Source organism: Gordonia sp. ABKF26 (assembly GCF_041103195.1).
Taxonomy (GTDB): Bacteria; Actinomycetota; Actinomycetes; order Mycobacteriales; family Mycobacteriaceae; genus Gordonia; species Gordonia terrae.
The window spans coordinates 4189076-4214675 of record NZ_JBGCVZ010000003.1; the positions used below are offsets into that span (position 1 = coordinate 4189076).

Genomic DNA, 25600 nt, shown 5'->3' on the forward strand with positions numbered 1-25600 from the left:
CGTGCGGATGACATCCACCGCGCAGTCGACCGGCGCCGACCCCACCTCGGACACCGACCCGATGGTCACCCCGAGTCGGGAGCGCGCTGTCATCTCTGCGTTCGCGGAGATCACCACCGAGGCCATCACCGACAGCCGACTTCCAGACCTGCTGAGCCTGGTCGGTCAGAAGCTGTGTGCACTTCTCGGCGTCACCCGCTGCTCGGTGTACCTGCGGCACTCCAACGGCAGCTATCGCGGCGCCGCGGGCTTCTGCCAGGAGGCCGGTGACATCACCGAGGCGGTCAAGAGGCAGGTCTCGGGTTTCGACGGCGACCTGTTCAGCCAGGAGGTCATCACCACCCGAGCTCCGGTGGTGATCGCCGACGCGCTCAACGATCCGCGGCCCCATCGCCGGACGATGGCGCACTGGGACGTCCGGGCGATGCTCGGTGTCCCCCTCACCTTCGACGATGCGGTGATCGGCCTGATCTTCGTCGACAGCCGCGGTCGCGAGCACGAGTTCACGCCCGGGGACATCGAGGTCGCCGAGCTCTTCGCCCGGCTGTCCGCCCTGTTCATCAGCCAGGCGATGCTCAACACCCGCCTACGCGGTCAGGCCGCCGAGATCGCCCGGAACAACGCCACTTTGGCCTATCTTGCCGACGTCCACCATCGACTGACGAGTGCGGTGCTCGAGGGCGCCAACATACATCGCGTGGTCGAGCTGCTGTCGGAGCTGTCGGCGAAGCCGGTGATTCTCTACAACAACTCCTTCGACGTACTCGCCTGGGCCGCACCGGAGGCGCTGAAACTGGGCACTCCCCCGGTGATGAGCGAGAAGGTGCGCGCCACCGCCTCGGTACGACAAGCACTGGCCGAACTGTCGGTGAGCACGCCGTCGGCCATCGTCCCCGCGCAGCTCGCGGTCGGCCTCGGTCGCCGGCATCTCATGTGCCGCATGGTGATCGAGGGAAAGCAGACCGGCTTTCTCGGCATCGTCGAGGTCGGTCGGAGCCTGGAGGCCCTCGACGCGAACATCGCCGAACGCGGCGCCACCGTCCTGGCGCTCCAGATGCTCTCCGAACGTCGGCAGATCGAAACCGAGGGACAGGCGCGCGACGACTACCTGTCGGATCTGTTGCGCAACAGCCGCGACAAGGAACACTTGGTCAGGCGGGGTCCGCAGTTCGGGATCGACCTGACCAATCCCCATGTCCTCGTTCGCTTCACCGTCGACGATGCCACTGACAGACTGACGGCGTCGGCGATCCAGTCCCTGGTCACGCGCACGTTCGCCTCGGTCATCTCCATCTCCCCGCCGCCGGCCGTCCGACTGCCCGGGGCGGTGGTCGTGATGGTCCGCCTGGAGTCCGACGACCTCGACGAGGTCGGGCGCGTCCGCGACCACGTGTCGACCATCCGAGATCGGCTCTCCGACGACCTCTCGCTCGGCGCGACTCTGATCTCGGGGATCTGCCGCACACCGGTCGACTACCCGCATGCCCATCGCGCCCTTCGTGAGACGGGCTCCGTGGCAGAGTCTTTCGGCTGGGACAAGCGGGTGATGACGCTCGACGAACTCGGCCTGTTCCGGGTGATAGTCTCCAGCGGCCACGTCAAGGAGGCCCTGCACTTCGCCCACTCCTTCGTCGCGCCGGTACGGCAACACGACGACGGCACCCTGTTGGCCACGTGGCGCGCGTTCGTGACCGCCGACGGCAAGGTCCAGGCCACCGCGTCTGCACTGGAGGTCCACGAGAACACCATCCGGTACCGGCTGGGGCGGATCAAGGAGATCGCGCGACGTGACCCGACGTCGCTGGACTGCCTGCTGTCGGCCAAGATGGCCTTTCAGGTCCTCGATCTCGCAGGTCAGTGACCCACGGAGGCACGAGTTGGAGATTCCTCCAACAGGTCCGCACGACGACGGTTCTCCATCCGGCGGTCACGCCATAGGTTCGTTTCATGGCCCGAAGCACGACCCCCGACCTCCCCGCGAACCCGATCCCGGTGGACATCGGTGCGCTCGCGACATGGATGGACGAGCAGGGCCTGCCCGGCGGGGGCCCCATCGACCTCCGGCCACTGACCGGCGGCACCCAGAACGTCATGGTCGTCGTCAGCCGGGGCGGGCACGACTACGTACTCCGGCGGGGCCCCCGGCACCTGCGACCACGATCCAACGCCGCGATCGCGCGTGAGATGACGCTGCTGTCGGCGCTGGGCTCCACCGATGTGGCTCATCCCCGGTTCGTCGCCGGCAGCGCCGATACCGACATCCTGGGCGCTTCCTTCTTCCTGATGGAGCCGGTGGACGGGTTCAACGCCGCCGACAGCCTGCCGGCCTCCTACGCCCGAACCGCCGACGGGCGCGCAGCGATGGGCTATGCCCTCGTCGATGCGCTCGCCGGACTGGCGGGCGTCGATCATTCCGCGATCGGCCTCGACGGCTTCGGCAGTCCGGACGGCTTCCTCGAACGGCAGGTGCCCCGGTGGCTCGCGGAACACGAACGTTACTCCGCCACAACGGGATACCAGGGTGGTACATTCCCCGATCTCGAACGCATCGCCCGCTGGATCGAGGACAATCGCCCCGCCGACTTCCGGCCCGGCCTGCTGCACGGCGACTACCATGTGGCCAACGTCCTCTACGATCACCGCACCCCTGCGGTCGCGGCGATAGTCGACTGGGAGATGGCGACGGTCGGCGACCCGCTTCTCGATCTCGGCGTGCTGCTGGCGATCTGGCCGGACGGCCCGCGGCACCCCGATCTCTACGAGAGCGCCCTCGGGCTGGCCGGCGACCTGCCGAGCCGATCCTCGATCATCGCCCGCTACGCCGAACGTTCCGATCGGAACCTCGATGCGCTGGACTGGTACACCGTACTCGCCGGCTTCAAACTGGGCATCATCCTCGAGGGCACGTATGCCCGGTCCTGCGAGGGCAAGGCACCCCGCGACGTCGGCGAGCGACTCCACCGCTACGCCGACGGCCTCTTCGTCCGGGCCCGCCGCATCGTAGCGAGCGCCTGACTGTCAGACGCACCCTCCCGTCATACCTGTCACGATCCCCCACAGAAACGGAGCACCACCGATGGCCTGGGATTTCTCCACCGAACCCGAGTTCCAGAAGAAGCTGGACTGGATGCGGGACTTCGTCCGCACCGAGGTCTTTCCCCTCGAGACACTCGACCTCGACTGGGATCAGTTGCGCACGGCGATCGCACCGCTGCAGGACGAGGTCAGGGCGAACGATCTGTGGGCGGCACATCTCGATCCCGAACTGGGCGGGCAGGGATACGGTCAGGTGAAACTCGGTCTGATGCAGGAGATCCTGGGGTCGACGCCGTACGGACCGCTCGTGTTCGGTTGCCAGGCACCTGATTCCGGGAACTGCGAGATCCTCGCCGCGGTGGGTACCCCGGAGCAGAAGCGCCGATGGCTCGAGCCGTTGCTTGCCGGCGAATACTACTCGTCCTTCGCCCTGACCGAACCCGACAACGCCGGCGCCGATCCCACCAACCTCACCACGACCGCTGTTCGCGATGGGGGCGAGTGGATCCTGAACGGACACAAGTGGTTCATCAGCAACGCTGCCACCGCCGACTTCATGATCGTCGTCGCCGTCACCGACCCCGACGCGGAACGTCACCGGCGCACTTCGCAGTTCATCATCCCCATCGACGCCCCCGGGCTGGACGTCGTCCGCGACATCGGGTCCGTGGAGAACCCGCGTCCGCGTCCGCACACCTACGGATCGCACTGCGAGGTGCTTCTGCGCAACGTGCGGGTGGACGACACCGCCCTCCTCGGGAATCCGGGCGACGGCTTTCTCATCGCCCAGAAGCGCCTCGGCCCCGGTCGCATCCACCACTGCATGCGCTGGATCGGTCAGGCGAGCCGCGCGTTCGACATGATGTGCGAGCGCGCCACGTACCGCTACGCCCACGGCTCGGTCCTCGCCGACAAGCAGACGATCCGCACCTTCATCGCCGACTCGGCCGCCGAGATCCAAGCCCTGCGTCTGATGACCCTGCACGCCGCATGGCGTATCGACGAAGAGGGAACCGCGGCCGCCCGCAAGGACATCGCCCTCATCAAGTTCTTCGGCGCCAAGATCCTGCACGATGTCATCGACCGTGCTCTGCAGGTCCATGGCTCGCTCGGTTACAGTGCCGACCTCCCGCTCGAATCGATGTATCGCGCAGCCCGCGCCGCACGTCTGTACGACGGACCGGATGAGGTGCATCGCGACAGCGTCGCCCGGCAATACCTGAAGGGGTACACACGCCCGGCCGACGACCGGCCGACCGAGCACATCCCCACCCGTCGTGAAGCCGCTCGGCGCAAGTTCGCCGACCTCCTTGCCGAGCAGCCCTGACCGCACCTCCACCCACCAGTGGCGTTCACCTACCAGAGAAAGCGAACACCCGTGTCCCTCAACGGAAAAACCGTAATCGTCACCGGCGCCGCACAGGGCATCGGCCAGGCGACGGCCGCACGTCTCGCCGCCGACGGCGCCCATGTCATCGCCGCCGACATCCAGGACTGCGGGGTCACCCTCAAGGAGATCGCCGAGGCCGGCGGCTCAGCGGAGTACATCCGACTCGACGTCCGGGTCGCGGATGAATGGTCGGGAGCGGTCGAGAAGGTGATCGCGTCCCGCGGCGCGATCGACTGTCTCGCCAACGTGGCGGGGGTGGTCAACATGATCAGTGAGGACACCGTCGTCGGCCTCACCGAGGAGGCGTGGGACGTCGTGGTGGGCACCGACCTCAAGGGCGTCTGGCTGGGGATGCGGGCGGCCATCCCGAACATGATCGACAACGGTGGGGGTCGCATCGTCAACATCTCGTCCATGGCGGCGCTTCGGGGTCTGCCCAATCTGGCGTCGTATTCGGCCGCCAAGGGAGGTGTCGTCGGGCTCACCAAGCAGGCAGCCTACGAATACGGCCCGCACAACATCCTGATCAACGCGATCGCCCCGGGCACCATCGACACACCCATCCTCGCCGACATCACCGAGGAGATGCGGCAGGCGAATGCCAACGCGCACATCGTCAGACGACTCGGACTCCCGTCGGAGATCGCCTCGATGGTCGCCTACCTCATGCGCGAGGGAGACTTCCTCACCGGCGAGATCTACCCGGTGGACGGAGGTTGGGCCGCGAAGGGCAACTTCTGATCAGTCACCCAGTTCGATGCCGTGTGAGGTCACGGCATCGAGAAGCGCGGTGGGCCGGTCGACGGCCGGGACGTCGTGCACCAGCGCGAAGGAACAACCGAGTTCGCGCGCTCCGCCGTCGGCGGTCTCGCTGTCCCCGACCATGAGCACCTCGTCTGCCGGAACACCCAGCGGGTCGAGAGCGGCATGGAAGATCCGGGGGTCGGGTTTGATCGCCCCCACCTCGTAGGACAGCGCGAACGCGGCGACGAGATCCTCGACACCGTGCAGAGCCAGGACCTTGCGCAGGTCGAAGGCGATGTTGCTGACGATGCCGACCGGAACCTGTGCGGCGCCGAGCTTCTGCAACACGGTGACGGTGTCGGTGAACGGGACCCAGGAGGACGGATCGAGTACTCGGTTGTAGAGCGCGTTCGCGTGCTCGGCGTTGCTCATCCCGGCCGCGCGCAGCAGCGCCAGATAGCCGGTGCGATGCAGCGTCGGGTCGAGATCCCGGGACTCCCAGGCATGTCGGTCGTCCCCGACGATGCCGTCGGGCAGCCCGACAGGTGCGACCATGCGCCGGATGATGTCCGCCTGCCGGTCACGGTCGAACTCGGCGCCGGTGTCGTCGCGCAGGTCGGCGAACCACTCGTCGCGGGCCTCGAAGCGGAACAGCGTGCCGGAGAAGTCGAACAGGACCGCCCGGGGCGCCGGACCGGTCATGCCCCGACGCCTTGGACGACATCGGCCAGCCGGCCGGCCACCGACAACGCCTGGTCGGCCGTCGCGGCCTCCACCATGACGCGGACGAGCTGCTCGGTTCCCGACGGCCGCAACAGGACTCGGCCCGTCTCGCCCAGTTCGGTCTCGGCGGCCGCGACCGCCTCCCGGACCGACTGCGACTGCGACACCGCATGTTTGTCGGCGACCCGGACGTTGATCAGTTCCTGGGGCAGCACGGTGACGATGCCGGCGAGGTCGGCCAGCCGCGCCGAGGTGGCAGCCATCCGTGCCATGAGCATCAGCCCGGTCAGGATGCCGTCACCGGTCGTGCCCGAACCCGGGACGACGATGTGGCCCGACTGTTCGCCGCCGATCGCGTAACCGCCCCGGCGCAGTTCCTCGAGGACATATCGGTCCCCGACCGCGGTGGTGTGCACGGTGATCCCGGCCTCGCGCATCGCGATGTGCAGGCCGAGATTGCTCATGACGGTGGCCACGAGCACGTCGTCGCGGAGCTTGCCCTGATCTTTCAGGGACGTCGCGAGCACCGCCATGATGGCGTCGCCGTCGACGATCTGACCGGTGGAATCGACTGCGAGACAACGGTCTGCGTCACCGTCGTGCGCCAGTCCGAGGTCGGCGCCGTGTTCGAGCACCGCAGCCTGCAACTTGTCCATGTGCGTGGACCCGCAGTCGGCGTTGATGTTCAGGCCGTCCGGCTCGGCGTGGATCGCGATGACGGTCGCCCCGGCGTCGGCGTAGGCCAGCGGCGCGAGCTCCGACGCCGCACCATGCGCACAGTCGACGACGACGGTCAGCCCGTCCAGTCGCGTGTCGATGGCCTGGGTGAGGTGATGCCGGTAACGGTCGCCGGCGTCGGGCGCGGCGACGATGCGTCCCACCGCGGCACCGATCGGCCGGACGACCTCGTCGTCCATGGCCGCCTCGATGCGGTCCTCGACGTCGTCGTCGAGCTTGTGCCCGCCGGCGGAGAAGAACTTGATCCCGTTGTCGGGCATGGGGTTGTGCGATGCGGAGATCATCACACCGAAGTCGGCGTGGTAGTCCGCGGTCAGGAATGCGACCGCCGGGGTCGGCACGGTGCCGACGCAGATGGCGTCGACTCCGGTGGCGGCGAGACCGGCACACACCGCTGCCTCCAGCATCTCGCCGGACGCACGCGGATCACGTCCGACGACCGCACGCGGGCGCCGGTGGGAGTTCGTCGTGGAACTCTCTGCGAAAACGACCGCGGCGGCCGAGGCCAGGCGCAACGCGAGCTCTGGGGTGAGCTCGGCGTTGGCCAGGCCTCGGACGCCGTCGGTTCCGAAAAGGCGTGCCAAGATCAGCGCTTGGAGTACTGCGACGCCTTGCGGGCCTTCTTGAGGCCGTACTTCTTGCGCTCGACCGCACGCGGGTCACGGGTGAGGAAGCCGGCCTTCTTCAGGGCGGGACGATCCTCCGGGGTGACCTCGATGAGCGCACGCGCGATGGCGAGACGCAGCGCGCCGGCCTGGCCCGAGGGGCCGCCGCCGACGAGCTTGGCGAAGATGTCGAACGACTCGGTGCGCTCGACGAGGACCAGCGGCGCCTTGATGAGCTGCTGGTGCACCTTGTTGGGGAAGTACTCCTCCAGCGAGCGGCCGTTGAGGGTGAACCCACCGGCGCCCGGCATCAGACGGACGCGGACGACGGCTTCCTTGCGGCGGCCGACGGTCTGGATCGGACGATCGATGACGATCGGCTCGCGGACGTCTTCGACAGCAGCGGTCTCGTAGTCGTCAGCGGCGACCTCGACGGCCTCCACGACCTCGACAGCAGCCTCGGCGACAGCGGCCTCTTCGACGGCCTCGACGGCCTCGTTGATGTTCTCGTTGCTCACTGGGCCACCTGCTTGATCTCGAAGGGGACGGGGCGCTGGGCCGCGTGCGGATGATTCGGGCCGGCGTAGACCTTCAGCTTCGACGCCATCGCGCGGCCGAGCTTGGTCGACGGCAGCATGCCCTTGACGGCCTTCTCGATGACGCGCTCCGGGTAGGTGGCGAGCAGCTCGGTCGTGGTGCGGGACTTCAGGCCACCGGGATGCCCCGAGTGCGTGTAGTTCAGCTTGCGATCGGCCTTGTTGCTGGTCAGCGCGATCTTCTCCGCATTGATGATGACGACGAAGTCGCCGCCGTCCATGTGCGGGGCGTAGGTCGGCTTGTGCTTGCCGCGGAGCAGGTTCGCGACCTGCACGGCCAGCCGGCCGAGCACCACGTTCTCGGCGTCGATGACATGCCACGTACGCGTGATGTCACCGGCCTTCGGGGTGTAGGTAGGCACAGTTGTCCTCAACTCTTGTCTTGTGGGTGCTGGTCGGGTGCACGGCAGAGGTTGTTCCCGGCGACCAGTGGGGACCCGGGTCTCCGCTGACCTGGACACACAGATGTGCACCAGGTGCCGAGCACCAGCGATCCAGCTTACGCGACCGCGCTGGTCAGGGTCAAAACGGGCGCCGGCCTCCGGCCGGGGTCAAAACGGGCGCCGGCCTCCGGCCGGGGTCACAACGGGCGCCGGCGTCCGACATCGGCCCGCTCTACGACGGCAGCACCCGGATCGTCCGGACCGCCTCCGCGCATTCGGCCTCGGCCGGCTCGGCCGCGGTACCCGCCTGACAGCCGATCGAGACCTGTAGACCGTCATCGACGACGACGTACCAGCGAATCGCACCCCCGGATGCCGGCGACTCGCGGTAACCGATCACATCGCGGCCGGCGAACCGGGTGGCGGCGGAGAACTCCGTGACGACGTCGTCGCCGCGCTGTTCGATCCGGTTGCGCAGGCTGCCGGCGACCGAGGCCAGGGTGGAACCCTCGCGCACCTCGGTGAGCACGGCGATGATGCGCCGACCGTCGTCGGGGTCGACGAACACCGCGCGAGTGGTGGACGGGTCGTCGGCGGCGTCGCTCGGGGTGTCCTGGTCGGCCTGCCGCCAATCCCCCGGGACGGTCAACGTCGCGCGCCCCAGGCGGACGTCCGCCGACGACGCGCCTGATGCGGGTTCGCGCTGCCAGAGGCCCACCCCGACCGCACCGCTCACGACGAGGACCGCCACCGCCGCGGCCACGAGCAGCGAGCGCGACCGCCGTCTCGTGCTGCCGACCGGCAACGAGTCCGGCGGGCGAGGGTCACGCCCGGGGTCCGCCGCGTCGTCGGCGGCGCCGCCCGTGCGGTGTCCGAGCCGGACGACCAGGTCACGGTCTACGGCGACGACCCGTCCCGCGACCGCGTGCGCGGAGATGACCTCGATCGCCGCGGACACGTCGTCCCCCGCCGCCCCGTCGACGAACACCGCCTCGACCGAGTCGTCGATGACGTCGATCCCCGCGCCGTCGATCCCCTCGCCGTCGGCCGGGGCCGACGACGCGAGACCGGCTCCCGGACGGATGATCCCGGAGCGTTCGACCGTCCAGCCGTCGGGACCCCGGCCCACGATCTGCACGTCCCACCACGAGGGTCGCGGGTGGGCGGGGTCGGTCGGCGGATGCGGCAGGTGGGTGGTCTCGACGACAGCGCAGCGCTGCACGGTGAGGTCGGCGTGACTGCGGGCGACGAGAACCGCCCGCGGCAGCAACGACACCGGTTCGCCGGCGTCGCCGAGGTCGGCAAGGGTCGACACACGACGCGGTCCCCAGGTACTCGGGTGCCCGACGATCAGCGGCCGTCCCGCGGACAGAGCGAGGTCGGCGAAGACCCGCCGCCACGCCTGGCGTGGATGCTCGCGCCGGCCGTCGACCACGACGCTCATGTGATCCACCGACTCGAGCAACATCCGCACGTCGCGATCCACCCGGCGCAGGCCGCCCTCCGGCTCCCAGACCAGCGGCGTCCCGAACGCGAGATCGACCACGGCCGGGCGGGGGTGCCGCCGTCCTGCCCGGTGCACCGGCCCCACGTCCGAGGCCGGCGTCCCGCCCGCTCGCGTCATCTGCGGATCCGGCCTAGTCGCCGACCGCGAGATGAGCGACCTGGATCATCTCCGGTGGCCGGACCCGCGACACGAGCTCACCGCGGCCGGGTATCAGCGACTGCAGCCGTGACCGACCGGTGATGAAGCCCTCGTCGCGGTCGCCACTCATCAGCAGGATGTCCGACGACAGGTCCTTGAGGCGGGCTATGAGCGGGTCGAACATCGCCCGTCCCAGTCCACCGGACCGCCGGGCGAGCACAATGTGCAGGCCGATGTCGCGGGCATGGGAGGCCAGCTCGACGATCGGCAGCATCGGATTGCCCGTCGACGTCACCACCATGTCGTAGTCGTCGACCACGACGTACACCTCCGGCTGACCCTCGAGCCAGGTGCGGTCCCGCAGCTGTTGAACGGTCACGTCCTCCGGCGGCATCCGGTTCTTCAGGTAGGCCGCCAGCTCCGTCATCATCGACGCCGCGCGGTCGGGCGAACTCGCGTACCCGGCCAGATGGTCGCCGTCGATGATCCCCAGCATGGTGCGGCGGTAGTCGACGAAGACGATCCGGACCTGCTCGGGTGTGGCGCCCGCGACGAGCCCGGTGACGATGGTGCGGAGCAGGTTGGTCTTGCCGTGCTCGACATCGGCGAAGGCCATGAAGTGCGGCTGGGCGGTGAAGTCGAGCACCACCGGCGCGAGCTCGAGCTCCCCCACACCGATCGCGACCTGGTTGGGCGCGAGGGTGAGCCCGGCGTCGGCGACCGCGCGCTGTACCGACGCGTGGTCGATCTCGGTGCTCAGTTTGCGCACGGCCATCGCCCCACGGCCCGGATAGGCGGCGGTGAGCCTCTCCACGGACTGCGCGACACCGGCGGGGAGCGATTCGGCACTGCTGACCGGGTCGAGGCGAGGCAGCGCGATCAGCATGTGCAGCTCCTGCCCGGTCAGGCCGCGTCCGGGACGGTTCTGCGGGACCAGAGCGGCGGCGCGACGCCCCATGTCTGAGTCCATCGGGTCGCCGAGGCGCAGCTCGATACGCGTACCCATGAGATCGCGGACCGCCGGGCGCACTTCGGCCCACCGGGACGCGGTGACCATGACGTGCACGCCATAGCTCAGGCCCTGGGCCACGATTGCGGTGATCTGTTCCTCGAGCGACTCCAGTTCCGTCCGCAGCACGTTCATGCCGTCGAGGACGAGGAACACGTCGCCGAACCGGTCCTGGGCCAGCGGGTCGGTCGCCGGCGAGGTGACCCCGGACCGGAACCACGACGCACGGCGGGCCCGGTAGTCGCGCATCGATTCGATGCCCAGGCGGGCGAACAGCAGCTCGCGGGACCGGACCACGGCCGCGACCTCGGCAACCGTACGTCGGACCGCGTCCATGTCGCCCCGCGAGGCGACCGAACCGACATGCGGGAGTCCGGCGAGTCCGGTCAGACTGCCGCCGCCGAAGTCGAGACAGTAGAACTGCACCTGCTCGGGCGTGTGGGATGCCGCCGCCGACATGATGATCGTGCGCAGCGTCGTCGATTTGCCCGACTGCGGACCGCCGACCACCGCCACGTTGCCCGCGGCACCCGCGAGGTCGATGACGAGGGGGTCGCGTCGCTGATCGTAGGGCCGGTCGACCACACCGACCGGGACGGTGAGGTCGCCGGGGACCGCGGGTCGTGACCAGTCCCGTTCGCCGAGAAGGTGTTCCACGGTCGGGGACTCGTCCAGCGGCGGCAGCCACACGCGGTGGGCCGGCGGACCGGCGTCTCCCATGCGGTCGACGATCGTCTCCATGAGTGTGGGCACCGGCGCCGAGACCGGTTCGAAATCGGCGGGTTCCTCGGGGGCGGGCGGTTCCTCGTCGAGCAGACTCTCGGCCTGATCGAGCAGGGACCGTGACGCGCCCTCGTCCAACGGGACCGGCAACGCGGTGAACACCTTCAGGTTGCCGCGCCGCAGCGACGCTGTGGTGCTCGGATCGGACGACTCGACGACCGTCGGCGAGTGGTAGGCACCCGACACGTAGGACGTGTTGAACCGGATCGGGTCGGCCGAGTCGCACTTGAGGTAGGCCGAACCGGGAACGCTCGGCAGGTGATAGGCGTCGGGCACACCGAGAACCGACCGGGACTCGTTGGCGGAGAAGGTCTTCAGACCGATCCGGTAGGACAGGTGCGAGTCCAGACCCCGGAGCTTGCCCTCCTCGAGGCGTTGCGATGCGAGCAACAGGTGGATGTGCAGCGAGCGGCCGAGTCGTCCGATCGCGACGAACAGTTCGGCGAAATCCGGCTTCTGCGAGAGCAGTTCGGAGAACTCGTCGACGACGATGAACAGTGCGGGCAGCGGATCGAGCCGCACTCCGGAGGCGCGGGCGCGCTCGTAGTCGGCGACGTTGGCGTAATTGCCCGCGGCCCGCAGCACCTCTTGGCGCCGGTTCATCTCACCGGAGAGCGCGTCCTTCATGCGGTCGACCATCGACAGTTCCTGCTCGAGGTTCGTGATGATCGCCGCCACGTGGGGCGCGGACTCCAGGCCGAGGAACGTCGCACCGCCCTTGAAGTCGACGAGCACGAGATTCAGCTCGGACGGCGAGTGGGTCGCCAGCATGGCCAGCACGAGTGTGCGCAGGAACTCCGATTTGCCCGACCCGGTGGCGCCGATGCACAACCCGTGCGGACCCATGCCGCCGTGCGCGCTCTCCTTGATGTCGATCTCGACGGGCGCGCCGGTGGGCGTGTAACCGATCGGCACGCGCAGGCGCTCCCGGCCGGTGCGCCCGCGCCAGGCGGTGGATGGATCGAACCGCGCCGCGTCGTCGATGCCGAGCAGCGCGGGCAGGCCCGGGTCGGCCGAGGTCGCCTCGGACTCGAGGTGGGCCAGTGTCGCCGCGGTGGCCAGTCGGTAGCGCGCCATGCGGCGGGCGATCGCCTCGGCCTCGGGAATGGTGAGCGAGTCCATGTCGGCGAACTCCTCGACGCCGGCCGCGCTGCGTGCCGAGACCTTGCCGCCACGGACGACGAGCTGCAATCCGCGCCGCACCGCGAGACCGTCCGGCGGCGCCGTCAGGTCGAGGATCGTGACCCCCTCCATGCCCGCGTCGTTGATGATCCGTTCGTCCCCGGCGACGTACCCGTCGTCGATGATCACCACCAGGTGCGCCCGATGGGCGTTCGGCGGTGCCGAACGGCTGAAGCGGCCGCGCTCGAGGAGGTCGGCGGCCATCGAGTTCTCCAGGTCCGCCAGGGTCGGATAGATCATCCGCATCGCGCCGACGCCGTCTCGCAGCGTCGGATGCCCCACGTGCGGAAGCCATTTCGCCCAGTCCCAGGCCTCTCCCGCGGGATCACCGGTGACGATGCCGATGTGCAGGTGATCGGGACCGTGAAAGGCACACAACTCCACGACCATCGACCGGACGAGGTCGCGGGTCTCCTGCCGGGCGCCCTCGATGTTGACCGCCGGGAAGCCGCGCAACGAGATCGAGGTCGGCAGGCGGTACACGGCCGAGTGGGTGCGCACGAAGCGACGCAGGGCCACCATCGACACCGGTTCGATGTCCTCCAGCGGCCCGGTCTCCGGTGGCATCAGTCGCGTGGCCAGGCGCTGGACGCCGACACCCACTCGCACATGGGCGAAGTCGGCATCATTGGGGCGGCGTTCCCACATCCGCCTGCTGCCGATCACGTCGAGCAGCGCACGCGGGTCCGGATGACTCCAGGTGCGCGCCGCACGCTGGTTGTCGACCGTCTCGAACACCTGGCTGCGCAGCTGGCCCAGATAGCGGAAGTAGTCCTTGCGCTCCTCGTTGAGTTCGCCCGCCCGCTTGCCGCCGCCGCGCCCGCCCGCGGCGAACATGCCGAACATCGACATCAGCATCATCAGCGGGAACATCATGAACAGCGGGTTGGACAGGATGTTGCGTCCGCCGGTGACGACCATCAGCGACACCATGCCGACCACCGCGACGACCATCACCACCGGGAGCAGCCTCATCAGGAGATTGCCCGGCACCACCCGCGGTACGTCCGGCGGCGCCTGGATGTTGACCTCGCCGCCGGGTGTGCGTGGCGGCGTGATGCGCGGCCGACGCACAAAACCCTCGGTCGTCGTGACCACACGTCCCCCCTGACATGTCGCGCCTGTGTATCCCCGGGCGGGCGAACCCGCTGAGGTTGGCTATGTTAGCTGCTGAACCCAGGGGGAGGATTGACCTGATGTCGTCTGTGGACGGATTCGCACCGGGGTACCCGACGACCGCCGCCGACGCGGACATCGGGGACCGCCGGCGGGGTGAGGCGGCCGTCGAGCCCCAGCTCGTCCGGGTGTCGGTGCTGGGCGGCAACACCCAGCTCGACGTCGGCCTCCCCGCAGGCATCCCCATCGCGGGACTCATCGGCGACCTCGTCGCCCAGATCGAGTCGCGCAACCCCTCACGGTCGGACCCCGACGATCCCGACGCCGACGCGCGCAATCCCGGACGCCCGCACGACCGCCAGAACAAGTGGACGCTCGCCCTCGTCGGGCAGGAACCGCTCCCCCTGCACCGGTCGCTGTCCGAGTCGGGCATCCGCGACGGCGACCTGCTCCTGTTGACCTCGACGCGCACCGGGGAGTCCCCGGTGCTGTTCGACGACGTGGTCGACGCCGTCGCCCGATTGAACGAATCCCAGTTCGTCGACTGGACCGCCGCCGCCGCCCGACGCGTGGGTTACGCGCTCGCTCTCGTCGCCGCGGTCGCGGCGGCGGCATCCCTGGCCGCGATCCGGTCCGACACCGGTGCCCTGTGGTCCGCCGGCCTGTCGGGCCTGGCTGTCGTCGGGTTCGTCACCGCATCGACGATCGTGTCCCGGTACTACCGCGACGAGCAGACGTCGACCATCCTGTCGCTGTGCGCCGCACCCATGGCGTTCGTGACCGGCATGGTCCTCACGCCCGGGTCGTTCGGGGCCGCGCACCTGACGCTGGGCTTCGCGGTGACACTCGTCGCCGCGGTCGTCAGCTACCGCATGACCGCCGCCGGCCCGACCGCGCACAGCGCCGTGACCAGCGCCGCTCTGCTCGGTGCGGCCGGCTCCGGGGCCCGGCTCCTCATCGATGCACCGGTGCCCGATGTCGCCGCCGTCATCGCCGCGGTCGGCCTCCTCCTCATCGGACTCGCGCCCCGCACCACCATCCTGCTCGCCAAACTCCCGTTGCCCCCGGTTCCGACGGCCGGCGCCGCCATCGACGTCAAGGACATCGAACCGCGCCCGGCCATCGAGGGCATCGGGGCGATCGGCGCGACCGCGCTGCCGAAAGCCGATGCGCTGGAGCGTCGTTCCTATCTGGCCAACGCCTATCTGACCGGCATCGTCGGCGGCCTGACCCTCATCACCGCGATCGCGGCGGTCCTCACCGCGGCCCCGCTCGCCGGATTCGAATGGCGCAACGCCGTCTACGCCGCGATCATCGGCGTCGTGCTGTGCCTACGAGGCCGATCCCACAGCGATCTGTTCCAGGCCGGTATCCTCATCGTCGCCGGGTCGCTCGTGGTGATCACGCTGATCACCGGGCTCGCCTTCGGCGACGACCGATGGCCGGTCATCGGCTTCGCGCTCGGCGTCCTCGCGGTGATCGCCGCATTCGTCTTCGGGGTCGTCGCCCCGAACCAGGACTTCTCCCCTGTCATGCGCCGCTGGGCGGAGATCGGCGAGTACATCCTCGTCGCGCTCATCGTGCCGCTGCTGCTCTGGTTGCTCGATCTGTATCGCATGGTCCGCGAGATCTGATGCGCCGCATGCGCATCCGCGGCGCCGGGCTGCTCGGGTCGGCTCTGGTCGCTGCGCTGATCGCGACGTCGACGTCGCCGGCCGCGGCGGTGAACCCACCGCGCATCGATCCCGGCGCCCTGATCCGGTCGGCCCCGGTCGCCCCGCCCGAACCGACCGAGCAGCGCCATCTGTGCAACACCACGGAATTGACGCGCAATGTATCGAAATCGACTGCGGCGCAGTCGATGATGAACCTCCCCGAGGCGTGGCGGTTCAGCCGTGGACAGGGCCAGCGGGTCGCGGTCATCGACACCGGGGTGACACCGCATCCGCGGCTCGGCCGTGTCGTCGCCGGTGGCGACTACGTCTCGGGCGGTAGTGGACTCGACGACTGCGACGCCCATGGCACCCTGGTGGCCGGCATCATCGCCGCACGGCCCAGCACCGCCGACGCGTTCGCAGGTGTGGCACCCGCGGCGTCGATCATCGCCATCCGCCAGTCGAGCAGCGCGTTCCAGAAGAAGGACGATCGCGCCCGGGACGACGCGGCGCCGTCGGTCGGGTCGGGGTACGGGTCGGTCCGGACCCTTGCGCATGCGATCGTGCGCGCGGTCGACCTGCGCGCCACCGTCATCAACATCTCCGAGGTCGCATGTGCTCCGGCGTCGGACTCGGTCGACGATCGCGCCCTCGGCGCGGCCATCCGGCACGCCTACGACCGCGACGTCGTGGTGATCGTCGCCGCGGGCAACCTGACCCGCGACGGCGCCTGCCAGAACCAGAATCCGGCCCCCGCCGCCGACGATCCGGGAGGCTGGCGGTCGGTCTCCACCATCGCAAGCCCCGCGTGGTATGCGCCGTACGTACTGACCGTGGGTTCCGTGGATGCCGACACCGGTTCTCCCAGCGACTTCAGCCTGCACGGGCCGTGGGTGAGCGTCGCGGCTCCGGGCACCGACATCGTGAGCCTGGACAGTCGACGCGGTTCCCGGCGGCTGGCGTCGGCGCAGGAGAGCGACGGTGGACCGATCCCCCTGATCGGCACCAGTTTCGCCGCACCGTACGTCGCGGGTACCGCCGCACTGATCCGGTCGCGGTTTCCGGAGCTGTCCGCGCGCGAGGTGATGGAGCGCATCATCGCCACCGCCCACTCGCCGGGCGATGGACACGATCAACGGATCGGGCACGGGGTCGTCGACCCGGTCGCCGCCCTCACCGCCGAGTTGCCGACCGATCAACGGCCGGACCGTGCGTCGGCGCCGATCGCCGCCCCGCCGGTGGCCCAGCCACCCGATCACAGCGCCCGCACCGTGGCGATCGTCGGCAGTGCGGTCGCGGCGATCGTCATCGCAGCGGTGCTCGCGATCGCCCTACCTCATCGACGGGTGCGCAAGCTCGACCCGGACGAGTTCTGACCTCGCGCCGCGACCGGCCACACCGCTCGCGGCGTCGTCAGCTGGACGAACGCGCGGGACGCAGCTCGCGCGGAAGCGCGAAGGTCAGCGTCTCGTTGGCCGTGTTGACCGTCTCGACCGTGCCGTAGCCGCGCTCGGCCAGGTAGTCGAGGACGCCGCGGACCAAGACCTCGGGCACCGATGCGCCGGAGGTGACGCCGACGGTGGTGACACCCTCGAGCCAGGTCTCGTCGATCTCCCGTGCGTAGTCGACCAGGTGGCCGGCCCGGGCACCCGCTTGCAGCGCCACTTCCACGAGGCGTACCGAGTTCGACGAGTTCTGCGACCCGACGACGATCACCAGATCGCACTCGGGCGCCATCGCCTTGACCGCCACCTGGCGGTTCTGGGTGGCGTAGCAGATGTCGTCGCTGGGCGGGTCGTTGAGCAGCGGGAACTTCTCCCGCAGGCGCCGGACGGTCTCCATGGTCTCGTCGACGGAGAGGGTGGTCTGCGACAGCCACACGAGCTTGGACTCGTCGCGCACCGTGACCGAGTCCACACTGTCGGGGCCGTCGACCAGCTGGATGTGTTCGGGGGCCTCGCCGGCCGTGCCCTCGACCTCCTCGTGGCCCTCGTGACCGATCAGCAGGATGTCGTAGTCGTCGCGCGCGAACCGCTTGGCCTCCTGGTGGACCTTGGTGACCAGCGGACAGGTCGCGTCGATCGTCCGCAGGTTGCGTTCGGCGGCGGTCTGGTGGACCAGCGGGGAGACCCCGTGCGCCGAGAAGACGACGATCGCACCCTCGGGCACCTCGTCGGTCTCGCCCACGAAGATCGCACCGCGCTCGGCGAGGGTCTCCACGACGTGCCTGTTGTGGACGATCTCCTTGCGCACGTAGACGGGAGCGCCGTGCTTGTCGAGCGCACGCTCGACGGTCTCCACCGCACGGTCGACACCAGCGCAGTAGCCCCGGGGTTCGGCGAGCAGGACACGCTTCGTCTCAGACATGCTTCCCAGGGTACGGGTTACGCGGCGTTGCCCGTGATGGCAGAGTGTTGGCATGGATCGCGCACCATACCCGGCCCGGATAGCCGCAGGTCTGATCGTCACCGCCCTCGAGGAGACACGGAAGCTCCCGGCGCTCCTCATCACCTTGCCGATGACCGCGGTCAGCCAGACACTGCAGGCCGGCATGCGGGCGCAGCAGAACATCGCCGAACTGGCCATCAAGGGCGACGCCGCTCTCGAGATGTTCTTCGACCGACCCGACGAACAGCCCGAGTGGGCGCGCTTCGACGAGGACGAGGCGGAGGCCCCCGAGCCGGACTCGACGCCCGCTCGCGCCACACCGACCCCGGATCGCGAGCCGGCAGCCAAGACCCCCGCACCGACCAGCATCGACGACGAGGTCGAGGAGGCCGCCACCGACGCCGATCTCGCCGCTCCGCCGCGAGCCGACGCCGGACGCTTCGCGCTGTACAGCTCGACCCCCGACGACGTCGTCGCGGCCGAGGTGCCGGGCGCCGAGGCGGTGGGCGCCTCCAACGGCTCGGGTCCCGAGATCGTCGAACTCATCGACTACGACTCCTTGACCCTCGCTCAACTGCGCGCCCGACTCCGCTCGGTGGCCATCGACGATCTGATGGCGCTCGTCGACTACGAGAAGACCGCCCGCAACCGCGCTCCGTTCGTGACGATGCTGGAGAACCGGATAGCCGCGCAGAACAAGCGCTCCACCGAAGCGTGACCGGGGCCGACACGAGCGACACACCGCGACGTTCCTCGTCGCCGAACTCGGCCGAACACCCGTGGCCGGTCCGGACGGTGAACACCAAGATCGCCGACTGGATCCATCGGCTCGGACAGATCTGGGTGGAGGGTCAGGTCACCCAGATCAGCCGGCGCCCGGGTACCCGGACCGCATTCCTCACCCTCCGCGACCCCGCCGCAGACATCTCGATCTCGGTGACGTGCAGCCCGGACCTCTTGGCGCGCACCGAGGTCCCGCTCACCGACGGCAGTTCCGTGGTGGTCCTGGGCCGGCCGAGCTACTACACCGGCCGCGGCACGGTCTCCCTGCGGGTCAGCGAGATACGCGCGGTGGGCATCGGCGAGCTGTTGCTGCGCATCGAACGACTGCGGCAGCTCATGGCCGCCGAGGGACTCTTCGACGCGCGCCTCAAGCGGCCGCTGCCCTTCCTCCCGCGGGCCGTCGGGCTCATCAGCGGACGCGCGAGCGCCGCCCAGCACGATGTGGTGAGCGTGGCGACGGCACGCTGGTCGGACGTACGGTTCGACATCCGGGAAGCGCCCGTGCAGGGTCCGACGGCCGTCGCCCGCATCCTCACCCATCTCGCCGAACTCGACGCACATCCAGATGTCGAGGTCATCATCATCGCGCGGGGCGGGGGCAGCGTCGAAGACCTGCTCCCCTTCTCCGACGAGGCGTTGTTGCGCGCGGTCGCACGATGCCGGACACCGGTGGTCAGCGCGATCGGACACGAACCGGACAATCCGTTGCTCGATTTCGTCGCGGACCTGCGCGCGGCGACCCCGACCGATGCCGCCAAACGCGTGGTCCCCGACGTCGAGGCCGAACTCGCCGGGATCGCCGACCTGCGTCGCCGGAGTGCGCAGGCGCTGCGCAACTGGGTGCGCCGGGAGTCCGGCGTCGTGGGGTCGTTCCGGGCCCGTCCGGTACTGGCCCGTCCCGGGGTGCTGGTGGACTCCGAAGCCGCGCGGGTGGCCGAGCTGGTCCGCGCGCTGCGTCGGGATGTGTTGCGCCACATCGACTCCGAGGAACGTCGCGGCGACCATCTCGCCGCGCGACTGTCCACCCTCGGTCCCGCACAGACGCTGGCGCGCGGCTACGCGGTGGTCCAGCGCACCGACACCGACCCGCCGCATGTGGTCGGCGCCCTCGCGGACCTGCCACCGGGCGCGTCCCTGCGCATCCGGGTCGCCGACGGCGCCGCGACCGCACGGGTCGACGGACCAGCCCCACGACGCTCCCGCGCCCGATCCGCCACGAGACCGACGAACGCGCAGACAGACGGAGGAGACGCGTGAGCACCGACGAGACATTCACCCCCATCGACGAACTCGGATACGAGGAGGCACGGGACGAGCTCGCCGAGATCGTCACCACGCTCGAGCACGGCGGGCTCGATCTCGACGCCTCGCTGGCACTGTGGGAACGCGGCGAGGCCCTCGCCACGCGCTGCGAGGAGCACCTGCGCGGAGCACGGGAACGCATCGAGGCGGTCATCTCCGAGAAGAGCACCGACCGCGACGACGAGGACGACGACTGATCAGTCGAACCGCGCGAGCACCTCACGGTCGAGAGCGCTGATGCGAGCATGTTCGGCGGACGGTCGCGCAGCGGCTCGGGCGAGGACCGGCCGACGATCCTCCCGGCCCCTCGATCGGGAGGAAAGCGGCCGCCCCACCACGGTTTCGGAGGATGGCCCCAGACCCGGACCGGGCGCGGTCGCCGCCACTGCGGCGGGCGGTACGGCGTGCACGACGATCGCGCCCGCACGTTGCCCCGGAACGACCACCACCAGCATCACCAGGACCGCGGCCACTACGAGTCGCGTCCACACGAAGTGTGGCCCGAACCCGGATCCCCCATCCATGAGCGCCTCCTGGAGACGACGCTATGGACTCCGACCCGGGTCCTCACGAGTAGTGCGCTACCCCATTCGCAGCGGGGCCTGGGCGACGACCGACGACGCGATCGTCTCGATGTCGGCATCGCTGCCCCGCGACAGCACCGCGATGCGAACGGCGCCGAGATCGGTGATCCAGAACTTCTTGCCCTCCGCCGTCTCGTAGGTCACCCACTGGCGCCCACCTGCCTGCCGAGTGCCGGTGCCGGCGATGTCGCCGAAATCACCCCGACTCCCGCCCAGATACGGCACGAACACGTCCTCCGGCGCATCGGTCTGGCTGAGCTGGACATACGCGCCACCGCTGCTCAGCCACCCCACCGTGCTGATCCGGTGCCCCTCGATCGCGTCCGACGAACCGGAGTTGGGCCGCCACCCCGCCGGCGTCGGCGGGCGGCGGATCGGGAACGGGAGCTGACTCGCGTCGGCATTCAAAGCGCTGACCACGTCGAACGGCGGCAGCTTGCTGTCGGCCACGTCTTTCGACGCCCCGACCGAGCAGTTCCCCGACGCGATCAGCACCAGCGCGCACAGGGCGAGCAACGGCACCAACGACCAGAACATGTCCTTGCCGTTGATCAGAATGCGGGGTTTGTCTGCCATGGCGCCGAGTATCCCACCAGCAGGGTCACTGACCGAATGCCCGGTGTGACATGCAAGGATGGTCTCTGAGACCACCGCCACAATCACTCGGCGCTCCCCGATCAGCGCCGAACAGAGGAGTCGATTGCCCATGACCGCCAGCACCCATCAGGCCCCGGACCGCAACCTCGCGATGGAGTTGGTCCGCGTGACCGAGTCGGCTGCTCTCGCGGCCGGGCGATGGGTCGGCCGGGGTGACAAGAACGGCGGTGACGGCGCCGCCGTCGACGCGATGCGCGAACTTCTCTCGTCGGTGTCGATGCGCGGTGTCGTGGTCATCGGCGAAGGCGAGAAGGACGAGGCGCCGATGCTCTACAACGGCGAGGAGGTCGGCAACGGCGAGGGCCCCGACTGCGATGTCGCCGTCGACCCCATCGACGGCACCACGCTGATGGCAGAGGGCCGCCCCAACTCGATCTCGGTGCTCGCCGTCAGCGAGCGCGGCACCATGTACGACCCGTCAGCGGTGTTCTACATGGACAAGATCGCCGTCGGGCCGGACGCCAAGGGCGCCATCAACATCAACGAGTCCGTCGAGTGGAACATCAACTCGGTCGCCAAGGCGAAGGGGATCGACGTCGCGGACCTGACGGTCATCGTCCTCGACCGTCCGCGCCATGCCGATCTCATCGGCGAGATCCGTCAGGCCGGCGCCAAGATCCGCCTCATCTCCGACGGCGACGTCGCCGGTGCCGTTGCCGCGGCCGACGACTACTCCACCGTCGACATGCTGATGGGCGTCGGCGGCACCCCCGAGGGCATCATCACCGCGGTGGCGATGAAGTGCATGGGCGGCGAGATCCAGGGCAAGCTGTGGCCCCAGACCGACCAGGAGCGCCAGAAGGCCCTCGACGCCGGCCACGACCTCGACCGCGTCCTGACCAACGACATCCTCGTCAGCGGCGAGAACGCCTTCTTCTGCGCCACCGGTGTCACCAACGGCGACATGCTGCGCGGCGTCACCTACCGACCGAACGGTGCCACCACCCGGTCGCTGGTGATGCGGTCGAAGTCCGGCACCGTCCGTCGTATCGAGGCCGTGCACAAGCCGGCCAAGCTCCGCGGGTACTCGCGTCTCGATCTCTGAGATCGCACCGAATGCGGTGACTTCCGATCCCGGGCCCCCACCGGCCCCATGTCCACGAGGCTCGACGACGAGCGAACCTCTGGCGTGGGGCCGTTCTCGTCGGGCGATACGATGCGGTCCGTGAGTAAACCAGCCTCAGCCCCCGAGTTTCTCTACTCCGATCTGCTCCCCACCGGCGCCGACGAGACCCCGTACCGGTTGATCACGACCGACGGTGTGTCCACGTTCTCCGCGGGCGGTCGGACCTTCCTGCAGGTCGATCCGGAGGCCATCCGGAGGCTCACCGCCGAGGCCATGCACGACATCAGCCACTACCTGCGCCCGGCTCACCTCGCGCAGCTGCGCAAGATCATCGACGACCCGGAGGCGTCGGGCAACGACCGTTTCGTCGCCCTCGACCTGCTCAAGAACGTCAACATCTCCGCCGGCGGCGTGCTGCCCATGTGCCAGGACACCGGCACCGCGATCGTGATGGGCAAGAAGAGCGAAGGGGTCCTGACCGGCACCGACGACGCCGAAGCCATCTCCCGGGGTGTCTACGACGCCTACACCCAGCTGAACCTGCGGTACTCGCAGCTGGCCCCGCTGACGACCTACGAGGAGAAGAACACCGGCTCCAACCTGCCCGCGCAGGTCGAGATCTACGCGACCGAGCAGGGACCCAAGGGTCCGGAATACAAGTTCCTGTTCATGGCCAAGGGCGGTGGCAGCGCCAACAAGTCGTTCCTGTTCCAGGAGACCAAGGCGATCCTGAACCCGACGAGCATCCTCACGTTCCTCGACGAGAAGATCCGCTCACTGGGCACGGCGGCGTGCCCGCCGTATCACCTCGCCGTCGTGATCGGCGGTACCTCAGCCGAATTCGCGCTCAAGACCGCCAAATACGCGTCGGCCCACTATCTCGACAACCTGCCCACGGAGGGTTCGATGTCGGCCCACGGGTTCCGTGACCTCGAGCTCGAGGACAAGGTCTTCGAACTGACCCAGTCCTTCGGCATCGGAGCACAGTTCGGCGGCAAGTACTTCTGCCACGACGTGCGCGTCGTCCGCCTGCCCCGCCACGGCGCGTCGTGCCCGGTGGCGATCGCGGTGTCGTGTTCGGCCGACCGGCAGGCCCTCGGCAAGATCACCGCCGACGGGGTCTTCCTCGAGCAGCTCGAGACCGATCCGGCCCGCTACATGCCCGCAGCCGGTGTGGCCGAAGACATCTCGGGCGGCGAAGTCGTCGAGGTGGACCTCAACCGGCCGATGGCCGAGATCCTCGCGCAGCTCTCGGAGTATCCGGTCAAGACGCGTCTGTCGCTGACCGGGCCGCTGGTCGTCGCGCGCGACATCGCCCACGCCAAGATCAAGGAGCGTCTCGACGCAGGCGAGCCGATGCCCGACTACCTGCGCGACCACCCCGTCTACTACGCGGGACCGGCGAAGACCCCCGAGGGCATGGCGTCGGGATCGTTCGGGCCGACCACGGCCGGCCGGATGGACAGCTACGTCGAGCAGTTCCAGGCCGCGGGTGGCTCGATGGTCATGCTGGCCAAGGGAAATCGATCCAAACAGGTCACCGAGGCCTGCGGCTCGCACGGCGGTTTCTATCTGGGCTCGATCGGCGGGCCCGCGGCACGTCTGGCGCTCGACTGCATCAAGAGCCAGGAGATCATCGAGTACCCCGAACTCGGCATGGAGGCCGTGTGGAAGATCGAGGTCGAGAATTTTCCCGCATTCATCGTTGTTGACGACAAGGGCAACGACTTTTTCACCGACCCGAGCGGGGCCGTGAACGTTCCGCTGAGCGGCATAAGGATTCGATCGAAGGAGTAGTCACCGATGACCGAGGCAGACGAGCAGTACCGCATCGAGCACGACACCATGGGCGAGGTCCGGGTGCCCGTCGACGCCCTGTGGCGGGCCCAGACGCAGCGCGCGGTCGAGAACTTCCCGATCAGCGGACGCCCGCTCGAGCGCACGCAGATCCGCGCGATGGGACTGCTGAAGGCGGCCTGCGCCACGGTCAACTCCGACCTCGGCCTCCTCGACACAGAGAAGGCCGAGGCGATCGTCGCCGCGGCGACCGAGATCGCCGACGGTCTCCACGACGACCAGTTCCCGATCGATGTGTTCCAGACCGGTTCGGGCACCAGCTCGAACATGAACACCAACGAGGTCATCGCGTCGATCGCGAAGTCACGCGGCGTGGACGTCCACCCCAACGACCATGTCAACATGTCCCAGTCGTCGAACGACACGTTCCCGACGGCGACGCACGTCGCCGCGACCGAAGCTGCCGTCACCGATCTGATCCCGGCGCTCGAGCACCTGCAGAAGGCGCTTGGCGACAAGGCAACCGAGTGGCGTGAGGTTGTCAAGAGCGGTCGCACGCACCTGATGGACGCCGTACCGGTCACGCTCGGTCAGGAGTTCGGCGGCTACGCGCGCCAGGTCGAGGCGGGTATCGAGCGGATCACTGCGACCCTCCCCCGCGTCGGCGAACTGCCCATCGGCGGCACCGCCGTCGGCACCGGCCTCAACGCCCCGGCCGGTTTCGGCACCAAGGTCGTCGCCGAACTCGTACGACGCACCGGTGTCGAGTCCCTCACCCTCGCGAAGGACAACTTCGAGGCACAGGCGGCCCGCGACGGGCTCGTCGAACTCTCCGGTCAACTGAAGACGATCGCGGTGTCACTCACCAAGATCGCCAACGACGTCCGCTGGATGGGCTCGGGTCCTCTCACCGGACTCGGTGAGATCCTCCTCCCGGACCTGCAGCCGGGCAGCTCCATCATGCCGGGCAAGGTCAATCCCGTTCTGCCCGAAGCGGTCACACAGGTCGCGGCGCAGGTCATCGGGAACGACGCCGCGGTCACCTGGGGAGGTGGCAACGGAGCGTTCGAGCTCAACGTCTACATCCCGATGATGGCGCGCAACGTCCTCGAGTCGGAGAAGCTGCTCGCCAACGTCTCCCGGTTGTTCGCCGATCGGTGCATCGCCGGCCTGCGGGCCAACACCGAGCGGTTGCGCACCCTCGCGGAGAGTTCGCCCTCGATCGTCACCCCGCTCAACAGCGCCATCGGGTACGAGGAAGCGGCAGCCGTGGCCAAGCAGGCCCTCAAGGACGGCAAGACGATCCGGGAGACGGTCCTCGACCGCGGCCTGGTCGGCGAGAAACTGACCGAGGACGAGCTCGACGCCCGACTGGACGTGCTGAAGATGGCCAATCTCGACCGGGAGCGCTGAGAACC

The 25600-nt window shown here is 69.0% G+C and carries 21 protein-coding genes; 12 read left to right on the top strand and 9 right to left on the bottom strand.

The genetic code is table 11. From position 1 onward, the window contains the following. Positions 1-61: 61 nt before the first annotated feature. From AB4Z55_RS19380 to AB4Z55_RS19395, 4 genes are all read left to right on the top strand, one after another. Positions 62-1861 carry a GAF domain-containing protein gene (locus AB4Z55_RS19380; RefSeq protein ID WP_369521034.1) on the top strand — a complete coding sequence of 600 codons (1800 nt, stop codon included), beginning with the start codon at positions 62-64 and terminating at the stop codon, positions 1859-1861. Between the two features lie 86 nt (positions 1862-1947). Next, on the top strand, positions 1948-3015 hold the full coding sequence (locus tag AB4Z55_RS19385; protein WP_369520324.1) for a phosphotransferase family protein: 1068 nt from the start codon (positions 1948-1950) through the stop codon (positions 3013-3015). Positions 3016-3076: 61 nt separating this feature from the next. Further along, positions 3077-4363 carry an acyl-CoA dehydrogenase family protein gene (locus tag AB4Z55_RS19390; RefSeq protein ID WP_239400553.1) on the top strand — a complete coding sequence of 429 codons (1287 nt, stop codon included), beginning with the start codon at positions 3077-3079 and terminating at the stop codon, positions 4361-4363. 51 nt (positions 4364-4414) lie between these two features. Then, the gene (locus AB4Z55_RS19395; RefSeq protein ID WP_369520325.1) at positions 4415-5167 is read left to right on the top strand and encodes an SDR family NAD(P)-dependent oxidoreductase; all 753 of its coding nucleotides are present in this window, start codon (positions 4415-4417) and stop codon (positions 5165-5167) included. Here AB4Z55_RS19395 and AB4Z55_RS19400 read toward each other — a convergent pair whose 3' ends face one another. From AB4Z55_RS19400 to eccCa, 6 genes are all read right to left on the bottom strand, one after another. Further along, positions 5168-5872, bottom strand: a complete 705-nt coding sequence (locus AB4Z55_RS19400; RefSeq protein WP_369520326.1) for an HAD family hydrolase — start codon at positions 5870-5872, stop codon at positions 5168-5170. Further along, on the bottom strand, positions 5869-7215 hold the full coding sequence (gene glmM / locus AB4Z55_RS19405; protein ID WP_369520327.1) for a phosphoglucosamine mutase: 1347 nt from the start codon (positions 7213-7215) through the stop codon (positions 5869-5871). Before glmM ends, AB4Z55_RS19400 begins: the two co-directional genes overlap by 4 nt. A gap of 2 nt (positions 7216-7217) precedes the next feature. Next, on the bottom strand, positions 7218-7754 hold the full coding sequence (gene rpsI / locus AB4Z55_RS19410; protein ID WP_101819133.1) for a 30S ribosomal protein S9: 537 nt from the start codon (positions 7752-7754) through the stop codon (positions 7218-7220). Then, entirely contained in the window at positions 7751-8194 is a 444-nt protein-coding gene (rplM, locus tag AB4Z55_RS19415) for a 50S ribosomal protein L13 (protein ID WP_004019336.1), read from the bottom strand. The genes rpsI and rplM overlap by 4 nt, the downstream gene beginning before the upstream one ends. A 253-nt stretch (positions 8195-8447) precedes the next feature. Then, complete coding sequence (locus AB4Z55_RS19420) at positions 8448-9839, bottom strand: type VII secretion-associated protein (protein ID WP_369520328.1); 1392 nt, start codon at positions 9837-9839, stop codon at positions 8448-8450. Positions 9840-9852: 13 nt separating this feature from the next. Next, positions 9853-13932, bottom strand: a complete 4080-nt coding sequence (gene eccCa / locus AB4Z55_RS19425) for a type VII secretion protein EccCa (protein ID WP_369520329.1) — start codon at positions 13930-13932, stop codon at positions 9853-9855. A 98-nt stretch (positions 13933-14030) separates the two neighbouring features. On the opposite strand from eccCa, the gene eccD reads away from it, so the two are divergent. Beyond that, positions 14031-15584, top strand: coding sequence for a type VII secretion integral membrane protein EccD (gene eccD / locus AB4Z55_RS19430; protein ID WP_248645080.1), 1554 nt, complete (start codon positions 14031-14033; stop codon positions 15582-15584). Next, entirely contained in the window at positions 15584-16981 is a 1398-nt protein-coding gene (mycP, locus tag AB4Z55_RS19435; RefSeq protein ID WP_248645079.1) for a type VII secretion-associated serine protease mycosin, read from the top strand. Before eccD ends, mycP begins: the two co-directional genes overlap by 1 nt. A 37-nt stretch (positions 16982-17018) precedes the next feature. Here the strand turns inward: mycP and AB4Z55_RS19440 are convergent, their stop codons facing one another. After that, positions 17019-17972: a 4-hydroxy-3-methylbut-2-enyl diphosphate reductase gene (locus AB4Z55_RS19440; RefSeq protein WP_004019341.1), complete on the bottom strand. Its 954-nt coding sequence runs from the start codon at positions 17970-17972 to the stop codon at positions 17019-17021. 52 nt (positions 17973-18024) lie between these two features. Between AB4Z55_RS19440 and AB4Z55_RS19445 the strand changes: the two genes are divergently transcribed. The 3 genes from AB4Z55_RS19445 to AB4Z55_RS19455 are packed head-to-tail and all read left to right on the top strand — an operon-like array spanning position 18025 to position 20275. Then, positions 18025-18711 (top strand): lipid droplet-associated protein, encoded by a 687-nt coding sequence (locus AB4Z55_RS19445; RefSeq protein WP_248645078.1) that lies wholly within the window; start codon positions 18025-18027, stop codon positions 18709-18711. Beyond that, positions 18708-20033 carry an exodeoxyribonuclease VII large subunit gene (gene xseA / locus AB4Z55_RS19450; RefSeq protein ID WP_354560098.1) on the top strand — a complete coding sequence of 442 codons (1326 nt, stop codon included), beginning with the start codon at positions 18708-18710 and terminating at the stop codon, positions 20031-20033. Before AB4Z55_RS19445 ends, xseA begins: the two co-directional genes overlap by 4 nt. After that, positions 20030-20275 carry an exodeoxyribonuclease VII small subunit gene (locus tag AB4Z55_RS19455; RefSeq protein ID WP_354560096.1) on the top strand — a complete coding sequence of 82 codons (246 nt, stop codon included), beginning with the start codon at positions 20030-20032 and terminating at the stop codon, positions 20273-20275. Before xseA ends, AB4Z55_RS19455 begins: the two co-directional genes overlap by 4 nt. Here the strand turns inward: AB4Z55_RS19455 and AB4Z55_RS19460 are convergent, their stop codons facing one another. Both AB4Z55_RS19460 and AB4Z55_RS19465 read right to left on the bottom strand, forming a co-directional pair. Further along, positions 20276-20602 carry a hypothetical protein gene (locus AB4Z55_RS19460; RefSeq protein ID WP_354560094.1) on the bottom strand — a complete coding sequence of 109 codons (327 nt, stop codon included), beginning with the start codon at positions 20600-20602 and terminating at the stop codon, positions 20276-20278. 57 nt (positions 20603-20659) lie between these two features. After that, positions 20660-21238, bottom strand: coding sequence for a DUF4245 domain-containing protein (locus AB4Z55_RS19465; protein ID WP_033203614.1), 579 nt, complete (start codon positions 21236-21238; stop codon positions 20660-20662). A 130-nt stretch (positions 21239-21368) separates the two neighbouring features. Here AB4Z55_RS19465 and glpX point away from each other — a divergent pair, with 130 nt between their 5' ends. The 3 genes from glpX (at position 21369) to AB4Z55_RS19480 (ending at position 25595) form a co-directional block, all read left to right on the top strand. Further along, the gene (gene glpX, locus AB4Z55_RS19470; RefSeq protein ID WP_004019347.1) at positions 21369-22364 is read left to right on the top strand and encodes a class II fructose-bisphosphatase; all 996 of its coding nucleotides are present in this window, start codon (positions 21369-21371) and stop codon (positions 22362-22364) included. Positions 22365-22484: 120 nt separating this feature from the next. After that, complete coding sequence (locus tag AB4Z55_RS19475) at positions 22485-24182, top strand: fumarate hydratase (protein WP_101819276.1); 1698 nt, start codon at positions 22485-22487, stop codon at positions 24180-24182. Between the two features lie 6 nt (positions 24183-24188). Further along, positions 24189-25595 (top strand): class II fumarate hydratase, encoded by a 1407-nt coding sequence (locus tag AB4Z55_RS19480; RefSeq protein WP_354560092.1) that lies wholly within the window; start codon positions 24189-24191, stop codon positions 25593-25595. The last annotated feature ends 5 nt before the right edge of the window (positions 25596-25600 follow it).